Below are 17,978 nucleotides of genomic sequence, written 5' to 3'. Positions count from 1 at the left end.
TGATATAACTGTCGCGTGCACGCCTTCGACGTGCTGGGCGATCCGGTCCGGCGCCGCATCCTGGAGCTGCTCGCCACCGGCGAGCAGACCGCCGGCGCGGTCAGCGCGGTGATCCGCGACGAGTTCGGCATCTCCCAGCCCGCCGTGTCCCAACACCTCAAGGTGTTACGGGACAACGGTTTCGCCACCGTGCGGCCGGAGGGCACCCGGCGGCTGTACGCGGTCGACCCACGGCCACTGCGTGAGGTCGACGGCTGGCTGGAGCACTTCCGCCGGTTCTGGACCCCGCCCCTGGCGGCACTCGCCACCGAACTGGCCCGGGGCCGACGCGAGCGCCGGCTGCGCGAGGCAGCCGACCCACCCGACGAGAGGAACACCTGATGTTCGACGCCACCGAGCAGATCAACGCCGTGCGGCGCACGGTCGGCAGCCGCACCCTGGAGGCCGGTGAGGCTCGGGTGACCACGATCAGCCAGACCTACCAGGCGACGGCCGAGGATCTGTGGGACGCCTGCACCAACGCCGAGCGCATCCCCCGCTGGTTCCTGCCGATCTCCGGCGACCTGCGGCTGCACGGCAAGTACGAGCTGCAGGGCAACGCCCACGGCGTCGTCGAGAGCTGCGAGCCGCCGCACCGCTTCACCGCCACCTGGGAAATGGGCGGCGAGGTGAGCTGGATCGAGGTGCGGATCACCCCGGTCGACGACGAGCGGGCACGCCTCGACCTGGACCACATCGCGCACGTCGACCAGGACCGGTGGGCCCAGTTCGGGCCGGGCGCCGTCGGTGTCGGCTGGGACCTCGGGTTCCTCGGTCTCGCCACCCACCTGGCCGGCGACGGCAGCGGGGTCACCCCGGAGCAGGCTGCCGAGTGGAGCGCCTCGCCCGAGGGCCGACGGGCCGTGGAGCTGAGCAGCCGACTGTGGGGTGCGGCGAGCATCGCCGCCGGCACCGACCCCAACGAGGCGAACGCCGCCGCCGCGCGTACCACCGCCTTCTACACCGGCGCCCCGGAGGCCTGAGCCTGAGCGCGGGCGGCGGCGCGGCAGAGTGGGCGGCGGCGGGGGGGTAACGTGCTGCGGATGACCGGCACGCCGTACTCGCACTGCTCCTACTGCGGCGCCGCCTACCCGCCGGCCGCCGGATGGCCGCGGGTCTGCGCGGCCTGCGGCGAGACCGTCTGGCGCAACCCGCTGCCCGTGGCGGTCGCGGTGCTGCCGGTCCGCACGGCCGACGGCCTGGGTGTCGTGGTGGTCCGCCGGGACATCGAGCCGGCCCGCGGGCTGCTCGCGCTGCCGGGCGGCTTCGTCGAGTACGGCGAGGAGTGGTCCGACGCCCTCGTTCGTGAGCTGCGGGAGGAGACCGGCCTGGTCGCGGCCGCCGAGGACGCCCGACTGCTCGCGGTGCGCGGCGCCCCGCACGGCGGCACGATGATGATCTTCGGAGTGCTGCCCGAGCGAGCGGCCGAGGACCTGCCACCGTCGACGCCGACGGAGGAGGCCACCGAGTGGCTCGTGCTCTCCGACCCGGTCGAGTTGGCGTTCTCCACCCACACGCGGGTCCTGGCCGAGTTCCTGACCGCCACCTCCTGACGTCTCCAGCATCGGATACGGCACCTGCCCACGCGGCCACGGCAAGAGCCTCGATCCATTCTGGTGGCCCGACGACCTCTGACCGTGGCCGTTGCCGCCATCAAGGGTTCCGTCGATCCGCAGTATCATGCGAGCGCCGCCGCGCCGCTAGGCTGCGGCCTCGACATCGCATGGCTGGTAAGAGGAGACGGACATGTCGCAGGACCACGCTGAGCAGCCGGCCGGAGGTTCGGCCGCCAAGCTGGACACGACGGTGCCGCACTCGGCACGGGTGTGGAACTACTGGCTCGGCGGTAAGGACAACTTCGCCCCGGATCGCGAGGTCGGCCAACAGGTACGGGCCGTCTTCCCGGAAATCGTCGAGGCGGCACGGTATTCGCGCGCGTTCCTCGGACGAGCCGTGACGTATCTCGCCGCGGAGGCGGGGATCCGCCAGTTCCTCGACGTCGGTACCGGCCTGCCCACGGCCGACAACACCCACGAGGTCGCCCAACGGATCACGCCGCAGGCGCGCGTCGTCTACGTCGACAACGACCCGATGGTTCTCGCGCACGCCCGGGTGCTGCTGACCAGCAGCCAGGAGGGTGCCACCCAGTACGTCGACGCCGACCTGCGCGACCCGGAGAAGATCGTCCAGGACGCCCGCGACACACTGGACTTCGGTGCGCCGATCGCGCTGATGCTGCTGGGCGTCATGGGTCACGTCGAGAAGCCGGCCGAGGCCCAGGCCATCGTCAACGCTCTGGTCTCGTCCCTACCGTCGGGCAGCTTCCTGGCGATGTCCGACGGTACGGCTACCAGCGAGCGGGTCATCGAGTCGCATCGGCAGTACAACGAAAGCGGTGCTCTGCCGTACCACCTGCGGGAGGTCGCGGACTTCACGGCGTTCTTCGACGGCCTCGACCTGGTCGAGCCGGGCGTCGTGCCGCTGGGGCACTGGCGGACCGACAGCAGGCCCCCGGCCCCGGTCGATGGCTACTGCGGGGTCGCCCGCGTGCTCTGACGCCCCGGCATAGACTCCGTCGATGCGTGAGGTGTCGGGGGACTTCGAAATCCACATCACTGTCCAAGATCACGAGGCGAACCTGCTGTCTGCCTTCACGGCCCGGCACGGGATGAAGTTCGTGCACATCGTGCTCGACCGGGGCACGTTCGCCTACCAGCCGATGCTCACCCTGACCGGGCGAGGCACGCTGGCCGAGCAGCGGGCCGCGGCGCTGCGCTGGGAACGCGAGGTGCGGGCCGCCGGTATGCAGGTGCGCCGCACGAAGATCGAAGCGGCACCGTGGTGCGTCGGCGTGCCGCAGTCGGACGAGCAGGCGGCGACGGAGCCGAAGGGCCGGTACTTCGAGCATCACCTCAAGCTGCTGCTGACCGGCCCGGCGGTGGCGCAGGTACTGGCGCTGACCGATCTGGTCGTGCCGCACGGGGCGCGGCTGTCCCGCAACGCCCGCCGGGAACGCGCTGACGGTGTGCAGGAACGGTTCGTCAACCAGCGCTGCCACGGCGTCGGGCTCACCACCGCCAAGCAGCGCCTGGACGACCTCGTCGCGGCCCTGGCCGCCGCCGGGCATGAGCCCGTCGCCGTCGAGCAGGAGTACGTCGTGTTCGACGGCAACCCGGCACACGACGACCGCTGGATGGACGTGCCCGAAGGCCGCGTGAACGAGTGGCAGGCGACGCGCGAGAACACCGTGAGGTCCGCACCGGAGGGCATGCCGGGCTTTCCGCCGACCTACCGACCACTGCCCGCCGACGTACCCGTCCGCCAGCGGGCGGCGTTCGATCCGGCGCTCAGGCAGTATTCGAACGCGTACCGGGCTGGTGAGCCCGACTTCCTCGCGGCCGCCACCGGTGAGCGGTGGACCACCGCCCGGCGCGCCGCGATGCGACAGATCCTGGCGGTCATCGCGGCGATCCCCGAGAGCCGCCATCTGGTGCTGCGCGGGAGTGTCCTCCTGCCGGCCCAGGTCGGTGACGGCGCCCGCGAGCCGGGCGACCTCGACTTCGTCGTCGTCCCACACACGATCACCAGCGACAGTGCCGACGCCCGTGCGCTACTCGACGCCGTCAAGGCCGCCGTCCGGGCCACCCCGGATGCCGGCCTGCAACCGGACCGGATCAGCGAGGCCGCCATCTGGACGTACGACCGGGCCGACGGCCGCCGCCTCGTCGTCCCGTTCAGCACGGCCGGGGCGCCGGACGGCCACGTACAGATCGACATCGTCTTCGGCGAACAGCTCCCCCTCCCACCGGAAACGGTCATGCTGCCGGGTGTCGCGGAGCCGATGCTGGCCGCACCCGCCGCGCTGGCGCTGGCGTGGAAGCTGCTGTGGCTGGCCACCGACTCGTATCCGCAGGGCAAGGATCTCTACGACGCAGTTCTCCTCGCCGAAACCACAACCGTCGACCTGGACCTGGTCCGCCGGCTCATGCGACCGGACCTCGCCGTCGAAGCCGACCGCTTCGACGCCGAGACCGTGCTGACCTGGGGCGTCGACTGGGCCAACTTCACCGACGAGTACCCGGGTATCGAGGGCACCGTCGAGCAGTGGACACAGCGGCTCGCGCTGGCCCTCGACCGCGCCTGGGCATAGGGCCTGTGTCAAAGTCCTCGGTGCAGCCGAGCCGTCTGGGGCCGTCGCAGGCCGGCCAGGGACTTTGACACCGGGCCCTGGCCGCCGCGTCGGTCCGCGGCAGCCTCCTCGGCTGGGCTCGGCGCGATCTGGTCAGCGGGTGTCGGCGGGGCGGCGTTCGTCGGTGCCGGTCAGGTAGCCGCTGGCCCGCAGGTCGAACAGCTCACGGTAGAGGCCGCCGGCGGTCATCAGTTCGTCGTGGCTGCCGTGCTGGACGAGTCGACCCCGTTCCAGCACGAAGATCCGGTCGGCGTGCCGGACGTTTGCCAGCCGGTGGGTGATCAGCACGACCGCCCGGTCGGGGCGGCGGCGCAGGTGCTGGAACAGGGCGTGTTCGGCACGCGCGTCCAGGGCGGCGGAGGGTTCGTCACAGATCAGCAGGGCGGCGTCGCGGTAGAGGCCGCGAGCCGCGACGAGCCGCTGCCACTGCCCACCGGACAGCTCGTGACCGTCCTTGAACTCCCGGTCGAGCAGCGTGTCGTAGCCGCGCGGCAGGCCGACGATCATGTCGTGCGCGGCGGCCGCACGAGCCGCCTCCTGCACACTCGGGCCGGACCGGTCCGGTGGGCGGTCGTGCCGGCCGACGCGGATGTTCTGCCCGGCGGTGAACGGGAACTTCCACCACTCCTGGGTCATCACGGCCACCTCGGCGCCCAGGGCGCGCGGGTCCAACTCCGCCGCGTCGACGCCGTCCCAACGGATCACCCCGCCGGTCGGCTGATAGAGGCCCGCGATCAGTTTGGCCAGGGTGGTCTTGCCGGAGCCGTTCTCGCCGACAAGCGCGATCACCTCGCCCCGGCGGACGGTCAGGCTGACCCGGTCCACCGCCGGGGCGTCGGTGTCCGGGTAGCGCAGGCTCACGTCGTCCACCTCGATCACGTCGACACCGTCGGTCACCCGGTTGCCGCCGATCGGCACCCGGGCGTGGGCGCGGGCCAGGAAGTCCTGGTAGTCCTGGTAGTAGAGGGCGTCCTCGTACAGCGAGTTGGTGGCGACGACGGCCACGCCCAGGCTGGTCCGCGCGGACTGCAACGCGAGCAGGGCGGTGGCCGCGGCGGCGAGGGCCACCATCCCACTGAGCAGCAGGCCGCCGAGGACCGCGTACACGCCGAAGGTGGCCAGCCCCGCCACCGTGGCACCGATGACCCGGGTGCCGGTCTGGGAGCGGACCAGCCGCAGCTCGGCGCGGGTCTCGACCGCCATCACCCCGCGATACTCGGCGAGCAGGAAGTCGCGCATCTGGTACGCGCGTACCTCGGCGGCGGTGTGCCGGTTGGCCATCAGGTGGGCCAGCATCCACATCCGGCGTCGCCTGGTGATCCGGGCCAGCATCGCCAGGTACTCCCGGCGGGCCATCCGCACCGCGGTGACCGCCTGGGGCACCGCGGCCAGCAGCAGGCAGGGCAGCAGCAGCGGTTGGATGACGGTCACCGCGACGGCGGTGGCGAGCATCCCCACCACGCCGGTGACCAGGTTGACGGTGTGGTCGACGATGTACGCGGCCTCCGCCATCCCCCGGTCGCGCGCCCGGTCCATCTCCTCGGCGAAGCCGGCGTCGTCGAACGCGGCGAGGTCCACCGCCGTGGTGGCCTCGAACAGCCGCAGCTCCACCTGATAGTTGATCTGCGGGATCAGCCGGGCCTGCGCCCAACCCGCCGCGATGGTCAGGCCGCCGCGCGCCGACACCGCCGCCGCGGCCACGATCAGCGCCGGCAGGGCCGAGCGGACCCGGTCCGGGGTGGGACCGACGGCGAACAACTCGCGCAGCACGCTTGTCGTCGCGAGCAGGCCGAACGTGGTCATCACCCCGGCGGCGATGTTCAGGCCGATGGAGGCGACCGTGTCCCGGCGGTTGGTGGACCAGGCCAGGCCGACCGCCGCCCGGACCAGCCGGGGCAGCCGGCGGGCCACCGCCCAGAAGCTGGTGTGCGCGAACTCCTGTGCGTGGTGCAGCCACTCACGATCCTCCAGCTCCGGCAACATCGTGTCCGGTGGATCATCCGGCTGGTCGTTCTCCACGGTGGTGCGCTGGCGTGCCATCGACTCCACGGGACCCTCCTCGGGGGCGGGATCACGAAACGCCGCCCGAGACTACTGCCCGCTACCGCCCGCTGTCTCTAGGTAGTCGGCGCGTCGCCGGGCACCTCCGGTGCGCCCTCCGTGATCGGCAGCAGCACCCGGAACGTGGTCCGTCCCGGCTCGGTCTCCACCCGGATGTCACCGTGGTGCTTGTGCACCACGATCCGGTACGAGATGTCCAGCCCCAGGCCGGTGCCCGCGCCGACCGGCTTGGTGGTGAAGAACGGTTCGAAGATGCGTGGACGCACCTCGGGCGGGATACCCGGGCCGGTGTCGGTGACCTCGACCGCCAACTGGTCACCGACGCGGCCGGTGTGGACGGTCAGCACCCCCTTCTCCCCCATCGCGCCCAACGCGTTGTCGATCAGGTTGGTCCACACCTGGTTCAGCTCGGCCGCGTACGCCGGGACCGGCGGGATGCTGCGGTCGTACTCGCGGACCAGCTTCACCTCGGCGGGGATCTTCCCCTTGAACATCACGAGCGTGGCGTCGAGCAGGTCGTGCACGTCCACCACCCGGTGCGGCGCGCGGTCCAGCTGCGAATACTGCTTGGCGGCGTCCACCAGACCGGAGATCCGGGTGACCGCGTCGCCGATCTCCCGCATCAGCAGCTCGGTGTCGACCGTGTAGGTGAGCCAGCGCACCGCCGCCTCCAGGTCCGCCGCGCCGACAGCGGCCTTGACCTGCGCCAACCAGGCCGCGTCGAGCCCGCCTCCTACCAGGATCGGTGCCAGATCCCAGGCGCCGCCGACGCCGTGCTCCTCCAGCCAGTCGGTGAGGGTGTCCTCGGCATCGGCGGTGGCCATCGGGGTCAACTTCGGCGCGGTGGCCACCCGAGCGACAGCCTCCTCCTGCAACGCGACAAGGCCGTGCAGGGCGGTGCCGTCGAGCCGACCATCGGCGACCATGGCGAGCTTGTGCCGCATCCCGGCGACCCGGTCCCGCAGCACCGAGGTGGCCCGCACCGCCGCCGCGGCCGGATTGTTCAGCTCGTGGGTCAGCCCCGCCGACAGCGAGCCGAGGGCCAGCAGTCGCTCCCGCTCGCCGACGATGGTCTGGCTGTTCCGCAGGCCGAGGAACAACCCCTCCAACAGGTGCATCGGCATCGGGAACCAGGACCGCAGGGCGTGCGCGAAGTCCTCCGCCGGCAGCACGAAGAAGTCCGAGTCGACAAGCGCCCGCATGGTGTTGCGGTAGATCTGGTCGACCTGGTCACCCAGGTACGCCTGGACCGCCCCGCCGTACACGCCGCGCTGGTCGGTGCGGCTGACCTCGATGTCGTCGCCGCGCACCTGGCGGCTCAGCGCCACCGCGCCGCGCACCAGCACGAAGAAGCAGGTCCCGGGCTCCCCCTCGGCGTACACGAGGGTGCCGCCGGCGCGCTGCTCGACCCGGCCGCGTTCGGCCAGCCAGTCGAGCTGCCCCTCGTCGAGGGACTCGAACAGGAACAGGGTGCGCAACTGCGCGGGTGTCAGCCGATCAGACGCGGTGGTCACTGGATCTCCTTCGTTCGCGACTGCGGGGCCTCGCTGAACCGGCTCATTGGGCTTCCAAATAGCGGTGCACGAGCGAGACGGCCATCGCGCCCTCGCCGACGGCCGAGGCGACCCGCTTGACCGACTCGGCTCGCACGTCCCCGGCCGCGAACACCCCCGGAACGCTGGTCTCCAGGTGGTACGGGTCGCGCGACAGCGACCAGCCGGCCGGCCGGCGTCCCCCGGCCAACAGGTCCGGGCCGGTGACGATGAAGCCGCGTCCGTCCCGGACCACCACCCCGTCCAACCAGTCGGTACGGGGCTCCGCGCCGATGAAGATGAACAGCCAGGAGGTGTCGACCGAGCGGGCCTCCCCGGTACGGGTGTCGCAGAGGGTGAGCCGTTGCAGGTGGTCCTCACCCGCACCGCCGACCACGGCCGTGTGCGGGTGCACGGTGATCCGGTCGATCCGCTCCAACTGGTCGATCAGGTAACGCGACATCGAGGCGGTCAGGTCCGCGCCCCGGATCAGCAGGTGCACCCTCGACGCGTACCGGGAGAAGTGCACCGCAGCCTGGCCGGCGGAGTTGGCCCCGCCGACGATGTAGACGTCCTGCTCGACGCAGCTCGGCGCCTCGGTGGCGGCCGCACCGTAGAACACCCCCCGACCGGTGAGGTCGGCCAGCCCGGGAGCGTCCAGCACCCGGTACGACACGCCGGTGGCCAGCACCACGGTGTGCGCCGCGATCTCGGAGCCGTCGCCGAAGCGCAACAGCCGGGCGCCGCCGGCCTCACTCAGACCGACCACCTCCCGGGCACTGAGCAACTCGGCGCCGAACTTGACCGCCTGCCGCCGGGCCCGATCGGTCAACTGCGCGCCCGAGACGCCGTCGGGGAAACCCAGGTAGTTCTCGATCCGGCTGCTCTGCCCGGCCTGCCCGCCGGTCGCCCGCCGCTCGACGAGCACGGTGCGCAGCCCCTCCGACGCGCCGTAGACAGCGGAACCGAGGCCGGCCGGGCCGCCACCGATCACCACCAGGTCGTAGAAGTCCGACGCGGGCACCACGGTGAGCCCTGCCAACGCGGCCAACTCGGCCTCGTTCGGGGCGATCAACGCCTTACCGTCGGCCGTCACCACCAGCGGCACGTCCGCCTCGGTGGCCCCGGCCGCGTCGAGCAGGCGGGCGCCCTCCGGGTCGTCGGAGAGCATCCACCGGTACGGCACCAGGTTGCGGGCCAGGAAGTCACGGACCTTGAACGACGGCGCCGACCAGCGGTGCCCTACGACCCGGATCTCGGCGCTCACCGCGTCCGGGGTGACCGACCATGCCTCCAGCAGCCCGTCGACCACCGGGTACAGCTTCTCCTCCGGCGGATGCCAGGGCTTGAGTAGGTAGTGGTCCAGGTCCACCACGTTGATCGCCTCGATCGCGGCATCGGTGTCCGCGTAGGCGGTGAGCAGCACCCGGCGGGCAGCCGGGAAGATGTCCATCGCCGCTTCCAGGAACTCCACGCCGGTCATCTCCGGCATCCGGTGGTCGGCCAGGAGCAGCGCCACCTGCTCGCCGCGCAGCTTGACCTCCCGCAGCGCGTCCAGCGCCTCCGGTCCGGAGGACGCCCGCAGCACCCGGTAGCGGTCGCCGTAGCGGCGGCGGATGTCCCGGGCCACCGCGCGGGACACCACGGGGTCGTCGTCGACGGTCAGGATCACCGGATTCGCCATGGCGCCATGAAATCACCTGTTGACGGTCGGCCGCACCACGGCCCGGGCTCGGCGGATGGTTGACCGGGTTCGGGATGGGTAAGCCGGGGAGCCGCGTAGGTGGTCGTACGTCGACGACCCGCCCGGCTGCCGCGCACACCTCGGGGGGCCCATGGCGGACGTGTCGCCGACCGGACCGACCACGTCGGGCGGGATCGTGGAACTGCGGGTGCACGGTGTCTCCGGCGCGGGGGCGGATCAGGTGCTGGGCCGGCCGTACGTGCACCAGGTCGCCGGGGACCGCAGCGGCGGGTTCTACCGACCGCGCCCCGGCTACCCGGACTCGACCGGGACGGACGGGGTGACGCTGGAGGCGTACCGGTGGAGTGACCTGCCGTCCGGCACGGCCGTGCGGACGCTGTCGCTGGTGTTCCTGTTGCCCTTCATGCTCTGCAACGTGGCGCTGTGGATGCGCCCGGCGAACACCGCGTCGAAGTTGGGTTTCATGGCGCTGTGCCGGGTGCTCGCCCTCACCCTCACCATGCTCTACGTGCTCTCCATCGTCGGGGTGGCGTTGGACCTGGTCGCCTGGCGCTGCATGGACACCCCGTCGTGCCTGGCCGGGCGGAGCTGGCTGTCCTGGCTCGGCGGACGCCCGCCCGGGCTCCGCCTGGGTGTGCTGGCGTTGGTGCCGGTCGCCGCCCTCGGGTTGGTCTGGTGGCTCGGCGCCCGCCCGGGCCACTCGTTCGACGCGTTCCGCAGCCCGTCGACCCCGACCTCGAAACACCGGTTGAGCGCGGTCGGCCAGTGGGACGGCGAGCCACTCGTGGGTCGGCTGCGCTCGGTCCACGTCGCGGCGGGATTCGCCACCCTCGACGGCAGCCTGCTGGCCGCCCGCGCCAGCCAACACCGCTCGTGGGTGATGGTGCTCCTGCTGGCGGCCACCGGGGCGGTGCTGCTGGCCTGCCTGGTCCTGCTCACGGTGGTGCCGAGCATCGACCGGACCGACCCGGCGCCCCGGGTGGACGCCCTCTTCCGCGGGCTGCGCACGATCGCCTGCGGCGTGACGATGCTGGTGATCGTGCACGTCGTCATCAGCCCGGCCCCGTGGCCGCGGGGCGGCGCACTGCCCGGCTACGGAGCGATCGTGGCCTGGCTGTTCGTCAGCCAGATGATGCTGATAACCATCCTCGCCGCGCTGGTGATCTGGCGGCGGGGCGGCGGGCAGCGCGGGGGGCCGCTGCGCGCGTTGGGAGCGCCGGTCTTCGTCACGATCGCGGCCGGTCTCGCCGTGGCGTTCTCCGCCGAGCTGGTCTACCGCGTGGCGGACGTGCTCGATCGCGAGGGCACGACCGCGGACGGGCTGGAGACCAGCCCGCCCCTGGCGTACAAGTGGGCGATCTTCGGGTTTTTCCTGGCGGTGCTGACCGCTCTGCTGGTGGCCGCCCTGGTCACCAGGCTGACCCGGCGCGGGCGGCGGCGGGTAGCCCGGGCGATCGTGACCGCCGACTTCCCGCACGCTCCTCCGGCGGCGGCGGACCGGGTGCGGCGGGTCGAGCGGGCGATCGCCCGGGCCCGGTTCACCGAGCGGCTGGAACCGCTCTCCGTGGTGTACGCCGGGCTGGCGGCGCTCGGCCTGTCCACCAGCGTGCTCGGCCTGCTCCAGCTCCTGCCGGGTGAGCTGGCGCAGCGCTACGTCGGGGTGCCCGAAAGCATGGTCAACTTCCTGATCGGGTCGGGCAGCTACGCGATCGCCCTGATCCTGCTCGGCCTGGTGGTGGGCGGCATCTTCGCGTACCGGACGGCGCAGTTCCGTCGCTACGTGGGTGTGCTCTGGGACCTGGGCACGTTCTGGCCCCGGGCGGCGCACCCGTTCGCGCCGCCCTGCTACGCCGAGCGGGCCGTGCCCGAGTTGGCCAAGCGGATCACCTACCTGGTGGAACAGGGACAGGGCGTGCTGCTGGCCGGGCACAGCCACGGCTCGGTGCTGCTCGCCGCGACGGTGCTGCAACTGCCCACCCGGATCACCGACCGGGTCGCGCTGCTGACCTACGGATCGCCACTGGGTCGGTTGTACTCGCGGCTGTTCCCGGCCTACGCCGACGAGCCGGCGCTGCGGGAGATCGGCGAACGGGTCGGCTGGCGCTGGATCAACCTGTGGCGCGACACCGACCCGATCGGTGGTTGGATCTTCGCCGCCCACCGACCCGGGACGGCCGAGACGCTGACCGGTCCGGCGGCGATGGTGGACCGCCGGTTGGTCGACCCGCAGGATGTGGTGCCGGCGCCCAGCGACAGCGTTCCTCCGCCGATCCTCGGGCACTGGCCGTGCGAGTCGCAGGACGAGTTCGCCGAGGCGGTACGGGAGCTGACCGGGCGACTGCTCCCCGAACGCCGGACGACCGGCTGAGACGGCGGCCGGATATCGTCGCGGGGTGAGCCCGTCCAAGCAGCCCGAACGCCGGTTGATCGCCTCGAACAAGAAGGCCCGGCACGAGTACACCGTGCTGCGCACGTACGAGGCGGGCATCGTGCTGGTCGGGACCGAGGTGAAGTCGCTGCGCGAGGGGCGGGCCTCGCTGGTGGACGCGTTCGCGCACGAGCGCGACGGTGAGATCGTGCTGTACGGCCTGCACATCGCCGAGTACACCTACGGCACGTGGACCAACCACGCCCCGCGCCGCAACCGCAAGCTGCTGCTGCACCGGGCCGAGATCGACCGGATCCTGGACAATGTCCGCGAGGGCGGGGTGACCATGGTCCCGCTGTCGATGTACTTCGAGAACGGCTATGCCAAGGTCGAGCTGGCGCTGGCCAAGGGCAAGCGCTCCTACGACAAGCGGCAGACGCTCGCCGAGCGCGACGCGAACCGCGAGATCGCCCGCGAGCTGGGACGACACCTCAAGGGCCACCCCCGCCGGCCCTGATCTGCTGCCACCTCCGGTCTGCTGCCACCTCCGGTTTCTGTTCGCGGCGCGCCCGCGGGGTCGTTGACGTCCCTTCATCCACGTGGTCTGCTCAGTCGACGCCGTTAATGAAAACGGTAATCGTTACTCGATGCGGAGGAGAACCATGTCGCTCACCGTCCCGCCCGCCCTGCTCGACGCCGCCGAACGAGGCCCGATCGACGACGAGGCCTTCATCGCCTGCGTCCGCGACTCACTCCCGTACGCCTGGGCCACCGTGAGCCGGGTGGTCGCCGAACTCGAAGCCGGAGACGACGACCTGGCCGACAACGTCGTCCCGCCGCCCACCGACGCCGACCGGGGGCAACTGCTCCGGGCCCTGGCCAGCGACGCGATCCGCGCCGGCCTGGAACGGCACTTCGGCGTACGCCTGGCATTCCAGAACTGCCACCGCGTCGCCGCGTTCCGCCCGTCCGCCGTCGACGGGGAACGCTACCGCCGCTTCGTGTCGACCCGTGGCCAACTGCTCAACCAGTCCCCCGAACTCCGCAACTGCTGAGGAGCCCCCTCGGGGCGGGCGGACCCCGCGGCCCGCCCGCCCCCGGGGACCCTGGCGCCCGGGGACCCTGCCGCCCGACGCGCCGCCCCGCGCCCCGCGCCCCACGCCCCGCGCCCCACGCCCCGCGCCCCGCGCCCCACGCCCCACGCCCCACGCCCCACGCCCCACGCCAAGATCGTCACAACATCCGGGTAGTTGCGCGGGTCTTGATGACCAGCACCGTGCTCAGCCAGGCCCCGGGAGCGACTTCGGGCGGCTCACATCCGTTGGTCACGCTCGATCCTGGAAGTAGTGGCCTCACCAACACACCAATGCCACTACTTCCTGAATCGAGCACGATCTTGCGGCGAGGGCGCCGAGGGACCGAGACGTGCGAGGGGCGAGACGGGCGAGGGGCGAGACGGGCGGAGGCGGTGCGTCTCGGGCTCGCTGCCGCAACTGCTGACGTTGACGCCCCTGTGCCTGCGCAGATGATGGCGTGGGGGTCATATGGGCTCGCATCTGCGGGCGCTAGGGTGAGCGGGTGACGACGTACCGGATCGGGGAGGCCGCCGACCTGCTCGGCGTCAGCGCCGACACCATCCGGCGCTGGGTGGACGCCGGGCGGCTGACGGCCGGGCGCGACGAGCACGGCCACCGGGTGATCGACGGCGTCGACCTGGCCGTGTTCGCCCGCGCCCAGGCCGGCGACCCGGACGCGGGCGCCGAGTTCTCCTCGGCCCGCAACCGGCTGCGCGGCATCGTCGTCGACGTCCGCAAGGACACGGTGATGGCCCAGGTCGACATCCAGGCCGGCCCGTTCCGCGTCGTGTCGCTGATGAGCCGGGAGGCGGTCGACGAGCTGGACCTGCGGGTCGGGTCGATGGCCGTCGCGGTGATCAAGTCGACCACGGTGGTGGTGGAGCGGGCCGCACCCGCCCCGATCAGGGGAAGGTCGGCGGGATGAGCGCGCGGGCGCTACGCGCGGTGGTGGTCGTACTCGTGGCGGTGGCCGTCGCCGGCTGCGGCGCGAGCGGCGACCGAGCCTCCGGTGGTGCCGTCGACGGCCGGGTCACCGGCCGGGTGACGGTTTTCGCGGCCGCCTCGTTGACCGAGTCGTTCCGCCGCATCGGTAAGGACTTCGAGGCCGCCAACCCCGGCAGCACCGTGACTCTCAACGTGGCCGGCAGCTCCGCGCTGGCCAACCAGATCAACCAGGGTGCGCCGGCGGACGTGTTCGCCTCCGCCGCCCCGGCGAACATGGCCACGGTCACCGCGGCGGGCAACGCCGACGGTACGCCGACGACTTTCGCCCGCAACCAGTTGGTGATCGCGGTGCCCCGCGGCAACCCGGCAGGCGTGACCGGGTTGGCCGACCTGAGCAGGTCCGGCGTGAAGGTGGCGCTCTGCGCCAGCCAGGTGCCCTGCGGGGCGGCCGCCCGCACCGCCCTGGACGCGGCCGGCGTCGCGCTGACCCCGGTGACCCTGGAGCAGGACGTCAAGGGCGCGCTCGCCAAGGTGAGGCTCGGTGAGGTCGACGCGGCCCTGGTCTACCGCACGGACGCACGAGCGGCGAGCGCCGACGTGACCGGGGTGGAGTTTCCCGAGTCGGCGCGGGCGGTCAACGACTACCCGATCGTCGCGCTGAGGGACGCCCCGAATCCGGCCGGCGCGAAGGCCTTCGTCGCGTACGTCCGCTCGGCGCCGGCGCAGGCGGTCCTCGCCGAGGCCGGTTTTCAGGCGCCATGAGTCGGGTCCTCGAGCACGCCGCGCCCCGACGGCGGGGGCGGGTGCCGATCGCGCTGCTGATCCCCGCCGGGTTGGGGCTGCTCTTCCTCGTCCTCCCGCTCGTCGGTCTGGTGATCCGGGCGCCCTGGGCGACCCTGCCACAACGGCTCACCACGCCGGGGGCGCTGACCGCGCTGCGGCTGTCGGTGCAGACCGCGACCCTGGCCACCGCGCTCTGCCTGCTGCTCGGGGTGCCGCTCGCGTGGGTGCTGGCCCGGGTCGAGTTTCCCGGCCGGCGACTGGTCCGCGCGCTGGTCACCGTGCCACTGGTGTTGCCGCCGGTGGTCGGCGGGGTGGCGCTGTTGCTGGTCTTCGGCCGGCGGGGGCTGCTGGGCGGTTGGCTGGACGCCACGTTCGGCATCACCCTGCCCTTCACCACCGCGGGCGTCGTGGTGGCCGAGTCGTTCGTCGCCATGCCGTTCCTGGTCATCGCGGTGGAGGGGGCGCTGCGCGCCGCCGACCACCGTTACGAGGATGCCGCCGCCACCCTGGGTGCGGGCCGGTGGACCACCTTCACCCACGTCACGTTGCCGCTGGTGGCACCGGGGCTGGCCGCCGGGGCGGTGCTCTGTTGGGCGCGGGCGTTGGGCGAGTTCGGTGCCACCATCACCTTCGCTGGCAACTATCCCGGTCGGACACAGACCATGCCGCTCGCCGTCTACCTGGCGTTGGAGACCGACCTGGAGTCCGCGATCGTGCTCAGCCTGGTGCTGCTCGTCGTGTCGGTGGGCATTCTGGTGGCGTTGCGGGACCGCTGGATGACCAGCGCATGAAGCCTGCGCTGCTCGACGCCCGGCTCGTCGTCGACCGGGGCGCCTTCCGGCTGGACGTCCCGCTGCGCGTGGCGCCCGGTGAGGTGGTCGCGCTGCTCGGGCCGAACGGCGCCGGCAAGAGCACCGCGCTGCGCGCGCTGGCCGGGCTGCATCCCCTCACCGCCGGGCACGTCACGCTCGACGGCGTCGACCTGGACCGCCCGGAGACGCGCGGCTGGGTGCCCACCGAGCGCCGGCCGATCGGCGTGGTCTTCCAGGACTACCTGCTGTTTCCGCACCTCAGTGCCCTGGACAATGTGGCGTTCGGGCCACGCCGGCACGGCGTGGACCGGCGGGGCGCGCGTGCCACCGCCCGGGACTGGCTCGCTCGGGTGGGGCTCGACGCGCAGGCGCACCGCCGTCCCCGACAACTCTCCGGTGGCCAGGCGCAGCGGGTGGCGCTGGCTCGCGCGCTGGCCGTCGCGCCGTCGCTGCTGCTGCTGGACGAGCCGCTCGCCGCGCTGGACGCGCGTACCCGGCTGGACACCCGCGCGGAGCTGCACCGGCACCTGTCCGCGCACCCGGGCGCCACGGTGCTGGTCACCCACGATCCGCTGGACGCCCTCGCGCTGGCCGACCGGCTGGTCATCGTCGAGGGTGGTCGGGTGGTCCAGGAGGGTGACGGACCGAGCGTCACCGCCCGGCCGCGCACCGACTACGTGGCCCGGCTGGTCGGGCTCAACCTCTACCGGGGCCGGGCCGAAGGACACGGGGTACGCGTCGCGCCGGCCCTGACCCTCACCGTCGCCGACCGGTTGGACGGCGAGGCCTTCGTGGCGTTCCGCCCGGCGGCGGTGGCCCTGCACCCGTCCCAGCCGGAGGGCAGCCCGCGCAACACCTGGGCGGGGACGGTGACCGGCGTGCAGCGGCACGGCGACAACCTACGGGTGCAGCTGGACGGGCCGATCGGGGTGGCCGCGGACGTCACGCCTGCCGCGGCCGCCCAACTGCGACTGATTCCCGGTCAGCGGGTCTGGGTGGCCGTCAAGGCAGCCGAGACGCACGCCTACCCGGCCACCGGCTGAACGTCGGGTCGCCACAGACACGGACGACGAGCCGGCCGCGACGGTGGTGGGTCCGCTGTCGTTTTCGTCCAAGACAACCACCGCCGTCGCGATCTAGCGTGGACCCGGCAGCTCGCCCGAGCACGAGGAGACAGCACAATGCGCAATCTGGTCTACACCGGCTTCATGTCGCTCGACGGCGTCGTGGACTCGCCCGGCGGCGGCCCAACCGAGGAGCACCGCAGCGGTGGGTGGGTGTTCAAGGACCTCGAGTTCGTCCCGGAAGCCTGGTCGTTGAAGGGCGAGGAACTCGCCGACACGACGGCGTTGATGTTCGGCCGGCGCAGCTACGAGGCGTTCGCGCCGGTCTGGCCCGGCTCGGAGGACCACGCCGGCTACAAGGAGCTGCCCAAGTACGTCGTGTCGACCTCGCTGTCCGACGACGCCGTCGTCGACGGGTGGGGGCCGACCACGATCCTGCGCTCGACCGGGGACATCGCCGCGCTCAAGGAGAGCGAGGGCGGCGCGATCTTCATCCACGGGAGCGCGGAGCTGGCTCGGCGGCTGTCCGACGCGGGCTTGATCGACCAGTACAACCTGCTCGTCTTCCCCGTGTTGCTCGGTGCCGGCAAGAGCCTGTTCGGCCGGGCCGACCGGGACAAGCACATGCTGACGTTGCGGGAGTCGGAGAGTTATCCGAACGGGATCGTCAAGCTGGTCTACGACGTCCGGCGGTGATCCAGGTCGAGGGCGATCGCGCCGCCGGACCCCTCGCGCAACTGCCGGGCGGTGCGGCCGACGTAGGAGCGCAACGCTCGGGCCAGGTGCGGCTCGTCGAAGTAGTCGAGCTTGACGACGACGGCGGCGGCCGGGTCGCCGGCAGCCAGTAACTCTGCCGCCGTGCGGGCACGCTCGATCTGCCGGACGGCGCTCCGCGTCAATCCGGTCGAGGCGCGGAACCGGCGTTCGAGCGTGCGCCCCGACACGGGCGGGCGGTGACCCCGCAGCACGTCGGCGACGAGCGCGTCACGGACCACGACCCCGGCCCGGACGAGACGGTCGACCAGAGCCTCGGCGTCGTCGGGAGAGGGCGTCTGCCAGTGCCCTCCGTCCAGCCAGAACGTCCGACGCGTGGTGTCGGGAAGCGCGATGCCACCGTCGGTCAGCGCCGAGGTGGGCACGGCCCGCAACGAGGTGCCCACGGCGAACTCGATGCCCGTGAAGGTCGCGCCCTCCGGCACCGGCGCCGTGCCGGTCCGGGTCTCGGGACCGGTGATGCCCGTGTGCGCCCGGCCGGCCTGTGTCCAGAACACCAGGCCCCACCGCACCCCCGCGACCGACGTCATCGCGGTGACCTGGTCGCTCGTGCAGGTCCAGACGGTGTCCACCCACGGCGAGTCCGATCCGCGTGTCGTGAACCGCAGCCCCACGGACGAAGGATACGGT

17 protein-coding genes are annotated in these 17,978 nt (G+C 72.2%); 13 read left to right on the top strand and 4 right to left on the bottom strand.

The window, feature by feature from the left end:
- Positions 1–15: 15 nt before the first annotated feature.
- The 5 genes from AB0C01_RS25815 to AB0C01_RS25795 all read left to right on the top strand — a co-directional run bounded on the left by AB0C01_RS25815 (position 16) and on the right by AB0C01_RS25795 (position 4,189).
- Positions 16–381: a metalloregulator ArsR/SmtB family transcription factor gene (locus AB0C01_RS25815; protein WP_357255614.1), complete on the top strand. Its 366-nt coding sequence runs from the start codon at positions 16–18 to the stop codon at positions 379–381.
- Positions 381–1,022, top strand: coding sequence for an SRPBCC family protein (locus AB0C01_RS25810; RefSeq protein WP_357255611.1), 642 nt, complete (start codon positions 381–383; stop codon positions 1,020–1,022). Before AB0C01_RS25815 ends, AB0C01_RS25810 begins: the two co-directional genes overlap by 1 nt.
- A gap of 60 nt (positions 1,023–1,082) precedes the next feature.
- On the top strand, positions 1,083–1,592 hold the full coding sequence (locus AB0C01_RS25805) for an NUDIX domain-containing protein (RefSeq protein ID WP_357255609.1): 510 nt from the start codon (positions 1,083–1,085) through the stop codon (positions 1,590–1,592).
- Between the two features lie 193 nt (positions 1,593–1,785).
- Positions 1,786–2,595: an SAM-dependent methyltransferase gene (locus tag AB0C01_RS25800; RefSeq protein WP_357572346.1), complete on the top strand. Its 810-nt coding sequence runs from the start codon at positions 1,786–1,788 to the stop codon at positions 2,593–2,595.
- A 22-nt stretch (positions 2,596–2,617) separates the two neighbouring features.
- Positions 2,618–4,189, top strand: coding sequence for a nucleotidyl transferase AbiEii/AbiGii toxin family protein (locus AB0C01_RS25795; RefSeq protein WP_357572345.1), 1,572 nt, complete (start codon positions 2,618–2,620; stop codon positions 4,187–4,189).
- A gap of 132 nt (positions 4,190–4,321) precedes the next feature.
- On the opposite strand, the gene AB0C01_RS25790 is transcribed toward AB0C01_RS25795, so the two are convergent.
- The 3 genes from AB0C01_RS25790 to AB0C01_RS25780 form a co-directional block, all read right to left on the bottom strand.
- Positions 4,322–6,268: an ABC transporter ATP-binding protein gene (locus AB0C01_RS25790; RefSeq protein ID WP_357572399.1), complete on the bottom strand. Its 1,947-nt coding sequence runs from the start codon at positions 6,266–6,268 to the stop codon at positions 4,322–4,324.
- A gap of 77 nt (positions 6,269–6,345) precedes the next feature.
- Positions 6,346–7,803 carry an ATP-binding protein gene (locus AB0C01_RS25785; RefSeq protein WP_357572344.1) on the bottom strand — a complete coding sequence of 486 codons (1,458 nt, stop codon included), beginning with the start codon at positions 7,801–7,803 and terminating at the stop codon, positions 6,346–6,348.
- A gap of 43 nt (positions 7,804–7,846) precedes the next feature.
- Positions 7,847–9,505 carry an FAD-dependent oxidoreductase gene (locus AB0C01_RS25780; protein WP_357255601.1) on the bottom strand — a complete coding sequence of 553 codons (1,659 nt, stop codon included), beginning with the start codon at positions 9,503–9,505 and terminating at the stop codon, positions 7,847–7,849.
- A 151-nt stretch (positions 9,506–9,656) separates the two neighbouring features.
- Between AB0C01_RS25780 and AB0C01_RS25775 the strand changes: the two genes are divergently transcribed.
- The 8 genes from AB0C01_RS25775 (at position 9,657) to AB0C01_RS25740 (ending at position 17,270) form a co-directional block, all read left to right on the top strand.
- A complete protein-coding gene (locus tag AB0C01_RS25775) occupies positions 9,657–11,894 on the top strand; it encodes a hypothetical protein (protein WP_357255599.1) in 2,238 nt (745 codons plus the stop codon).
- 25 nt (positions 11,895–11,919) lie between these two features.
- On the top strand, positions 11,920–12,411 hold the full coding sequence (smpB, locus tag AB0C01_RS25770; RefSeq protein ID WP_357572343.1) for an SsrA-binding protein SmpB: 492 nt from the start codon (positions 11,920–11,922) through the stop codon (positions 12,409–12,411).
- A gap of 145 nt (positions 12,412–12,556) precedes the next feature.
- Entirely contained in the window at positions 12,557–12,949 is a 393-nt protein-coding gene (locus AB0C01_RS25765) for an SCO5389 family protein (protein ID WP_179783419.1), read from the top strand.
- Between the two features lie 523 nt (positions 12,950–13,472).
- On the top strand, positions 13,473–13,895 hold the full coding sequence (locus tag AB0C01_RS25760) for a TOBE domain-containing protein (RefSeq protein ID WP_357572342.1): 423 nt from the start codon (positions 13,473–13,475) through the stop codon (positions 13,893–13,895).
- Complete coding sequence (modA, locus tag AB0C01_RS25755) at positions 13,892–14,677, top strand: molybdate ABC transporter substrate-binding protein (RefSeq protein ID WP_357572341.1); 786 nt, start codon at positions 13,892–13,894, stop codon at positions 14,675–14,677. Before AB0C01_RS25760 ends, modA begins: the two co-directional genes overlap by 4 nt.
- Positions 14,674–15,489, top strand: coding sequence for an ABC transporter permease (locus AB0C01_RS25750; protein ID WP_357572340.1), 816 nt, complete (start codon positions 14,674–14,676; stop codon positions 15,487–15,489). The genes modA and AB0C01_RS25750 overlap by 4 nt, the downstream gene beginning before the upstream one ends.
- Entirely contained in the window at positions 15,486–16,553 is a 1,068-nt protein-coding gene (locus tag AB0C01_RS25745; protein ID WP_357572339.1) for an ABC transporter ATP-binding protein, read from the top strand. Before AB0C01_RS25750 ends, AB0C01_RS25745 begins: the two co-directional genes overlap by 4 nt.
- Positions 16,554–16,691: 138 nt before the next feature.
- Positions 16,692–17,270 carry a dihydrofolate reductase family protein gene (locus tag AB0C01_RS25740; RefSeq protein ID WP_357253085.1) on the top strand — a complete coding sequence of 193 codons (579 nt, stop codon included), beginning with the start codon at positions 16,692–16,694 and terminating at the stop codon, positions 17,268–17,270.
- Here AB0C01_RS25740 and AB0C01_RS25735 read toward each other — a convergent pair.
- On the bottom strand, positions 17,252–17,962 hold the full coding sequence (locus AB0C01_RS25735; protein WP_357572338.1) for a helix-turn-helix domain-containing protein: 711 nt from the start codon (positions 17,960–17,962) through the stop codon (positions 17,252–17,254). The two genes, AB0C01_RS25740 and AB0C01_RS25735, sit on opposite strands and share 19 nt — an antisense overlap.
- Positions 17,963–17,978 lie beyond the last annotated feature (16 nt).

It is taken from the genome of Micromonospora sp. NPDC048905 (assembly GCF_040649655.1).
Taxonomy (GTDB): domain Bacteria; phylum Actinomycetota; class Actinomycetes; order Mycobacteriales; family Micromonosporaceae; genus Micromonospora.
The sequence above is the reverse complement of the archived record's forward strand: the minus strand, read 5'-3'. Positions and strand labels throughout refer to the sequence as shown.

Coding starts and splice junctions, on each gene's coding strand:
- AB0C01_RS25765 (WP_179783419.1), top strand. CDS start 12,557: ATGTCGCTCACCGTCCCGCCCGCCCTGCTCGACGCCGCCGAACGAGGC.
- AB0C01_RS25795 (WP_357572345.1), top strand. CDS start 2,618: ATGCGTGAGGTGTCGGGGGACTTCGAAATCCACATCACTGTCCAAGAT.
- AB0C01_RS25800 (WP_357572346.1), top strand. CDS start 1,786: ATGTCGCAGGACCACGCTGAGCAGCCGGCCGGAGGTTCGGCCGCCAAG.
- AB0C01_RS25810 (WP_357255611.1), top strand. CDS start 381: ATGTTCGACGCCACCGAGCAGATCAACGCCGTGCGGCGCACGGTCGGC.
- AB0C01_RS25745 (WP_357572339.1), top strand. CDS start 15,486: ATGAAGCCTGCGCTGCTCGACGCCCGGCTCGTCGTCGACCGGGGCGCC.
- modA (WP_357572341.1), top strand. CDS start 13,892: ATGAGCGCGCGGGCGCTACGCGCGGTGGTGGTCGTACTCGTGGCGGTG.
- AB0C01_RS25740 (WP_357253085.1), top strand. CDS start 16,692: ATGCGCAATCTGGTCTACACCGGCTTCATGTCGCTCGACGGCGTCGTG.
- AB0C01_RS25790 (WP_357572399.1), bottom strand. CDS start 6,268: ATGGCACGCCAGCGCACCACCGTGGAGAACGACCAGCCGGATGATCCA.
- AB0C01_RS25775 (WP_357255599.1), top strand. CDS start 9,657: ATGGCGGACGTGTCGCCGACCGGACCGACCACGTCGGGCGGGATCGTG.
- AB0C01_RS25780 (WP_357255601.1), bottom strand. CDS start 9,505: ATGGCGAATCCGGTGATCCTGACCGTCGACGACGACCCCGTGGTGTCC.
- AB0C01_RS25805 (WP_357255609.1), top strand. CDS start 1,083: ATGACCGGCACGCCGTACTCGCACTGCTCCTACTGCGGCGCCGCCTAC.
- AB0C01_RS25750 (WP_357572340.1), top strand. CDS start 14,674: ATGAGTCGGGTCCTCGAGCACGCCGCGCCCCGACGGCGGGGGCGGGTG.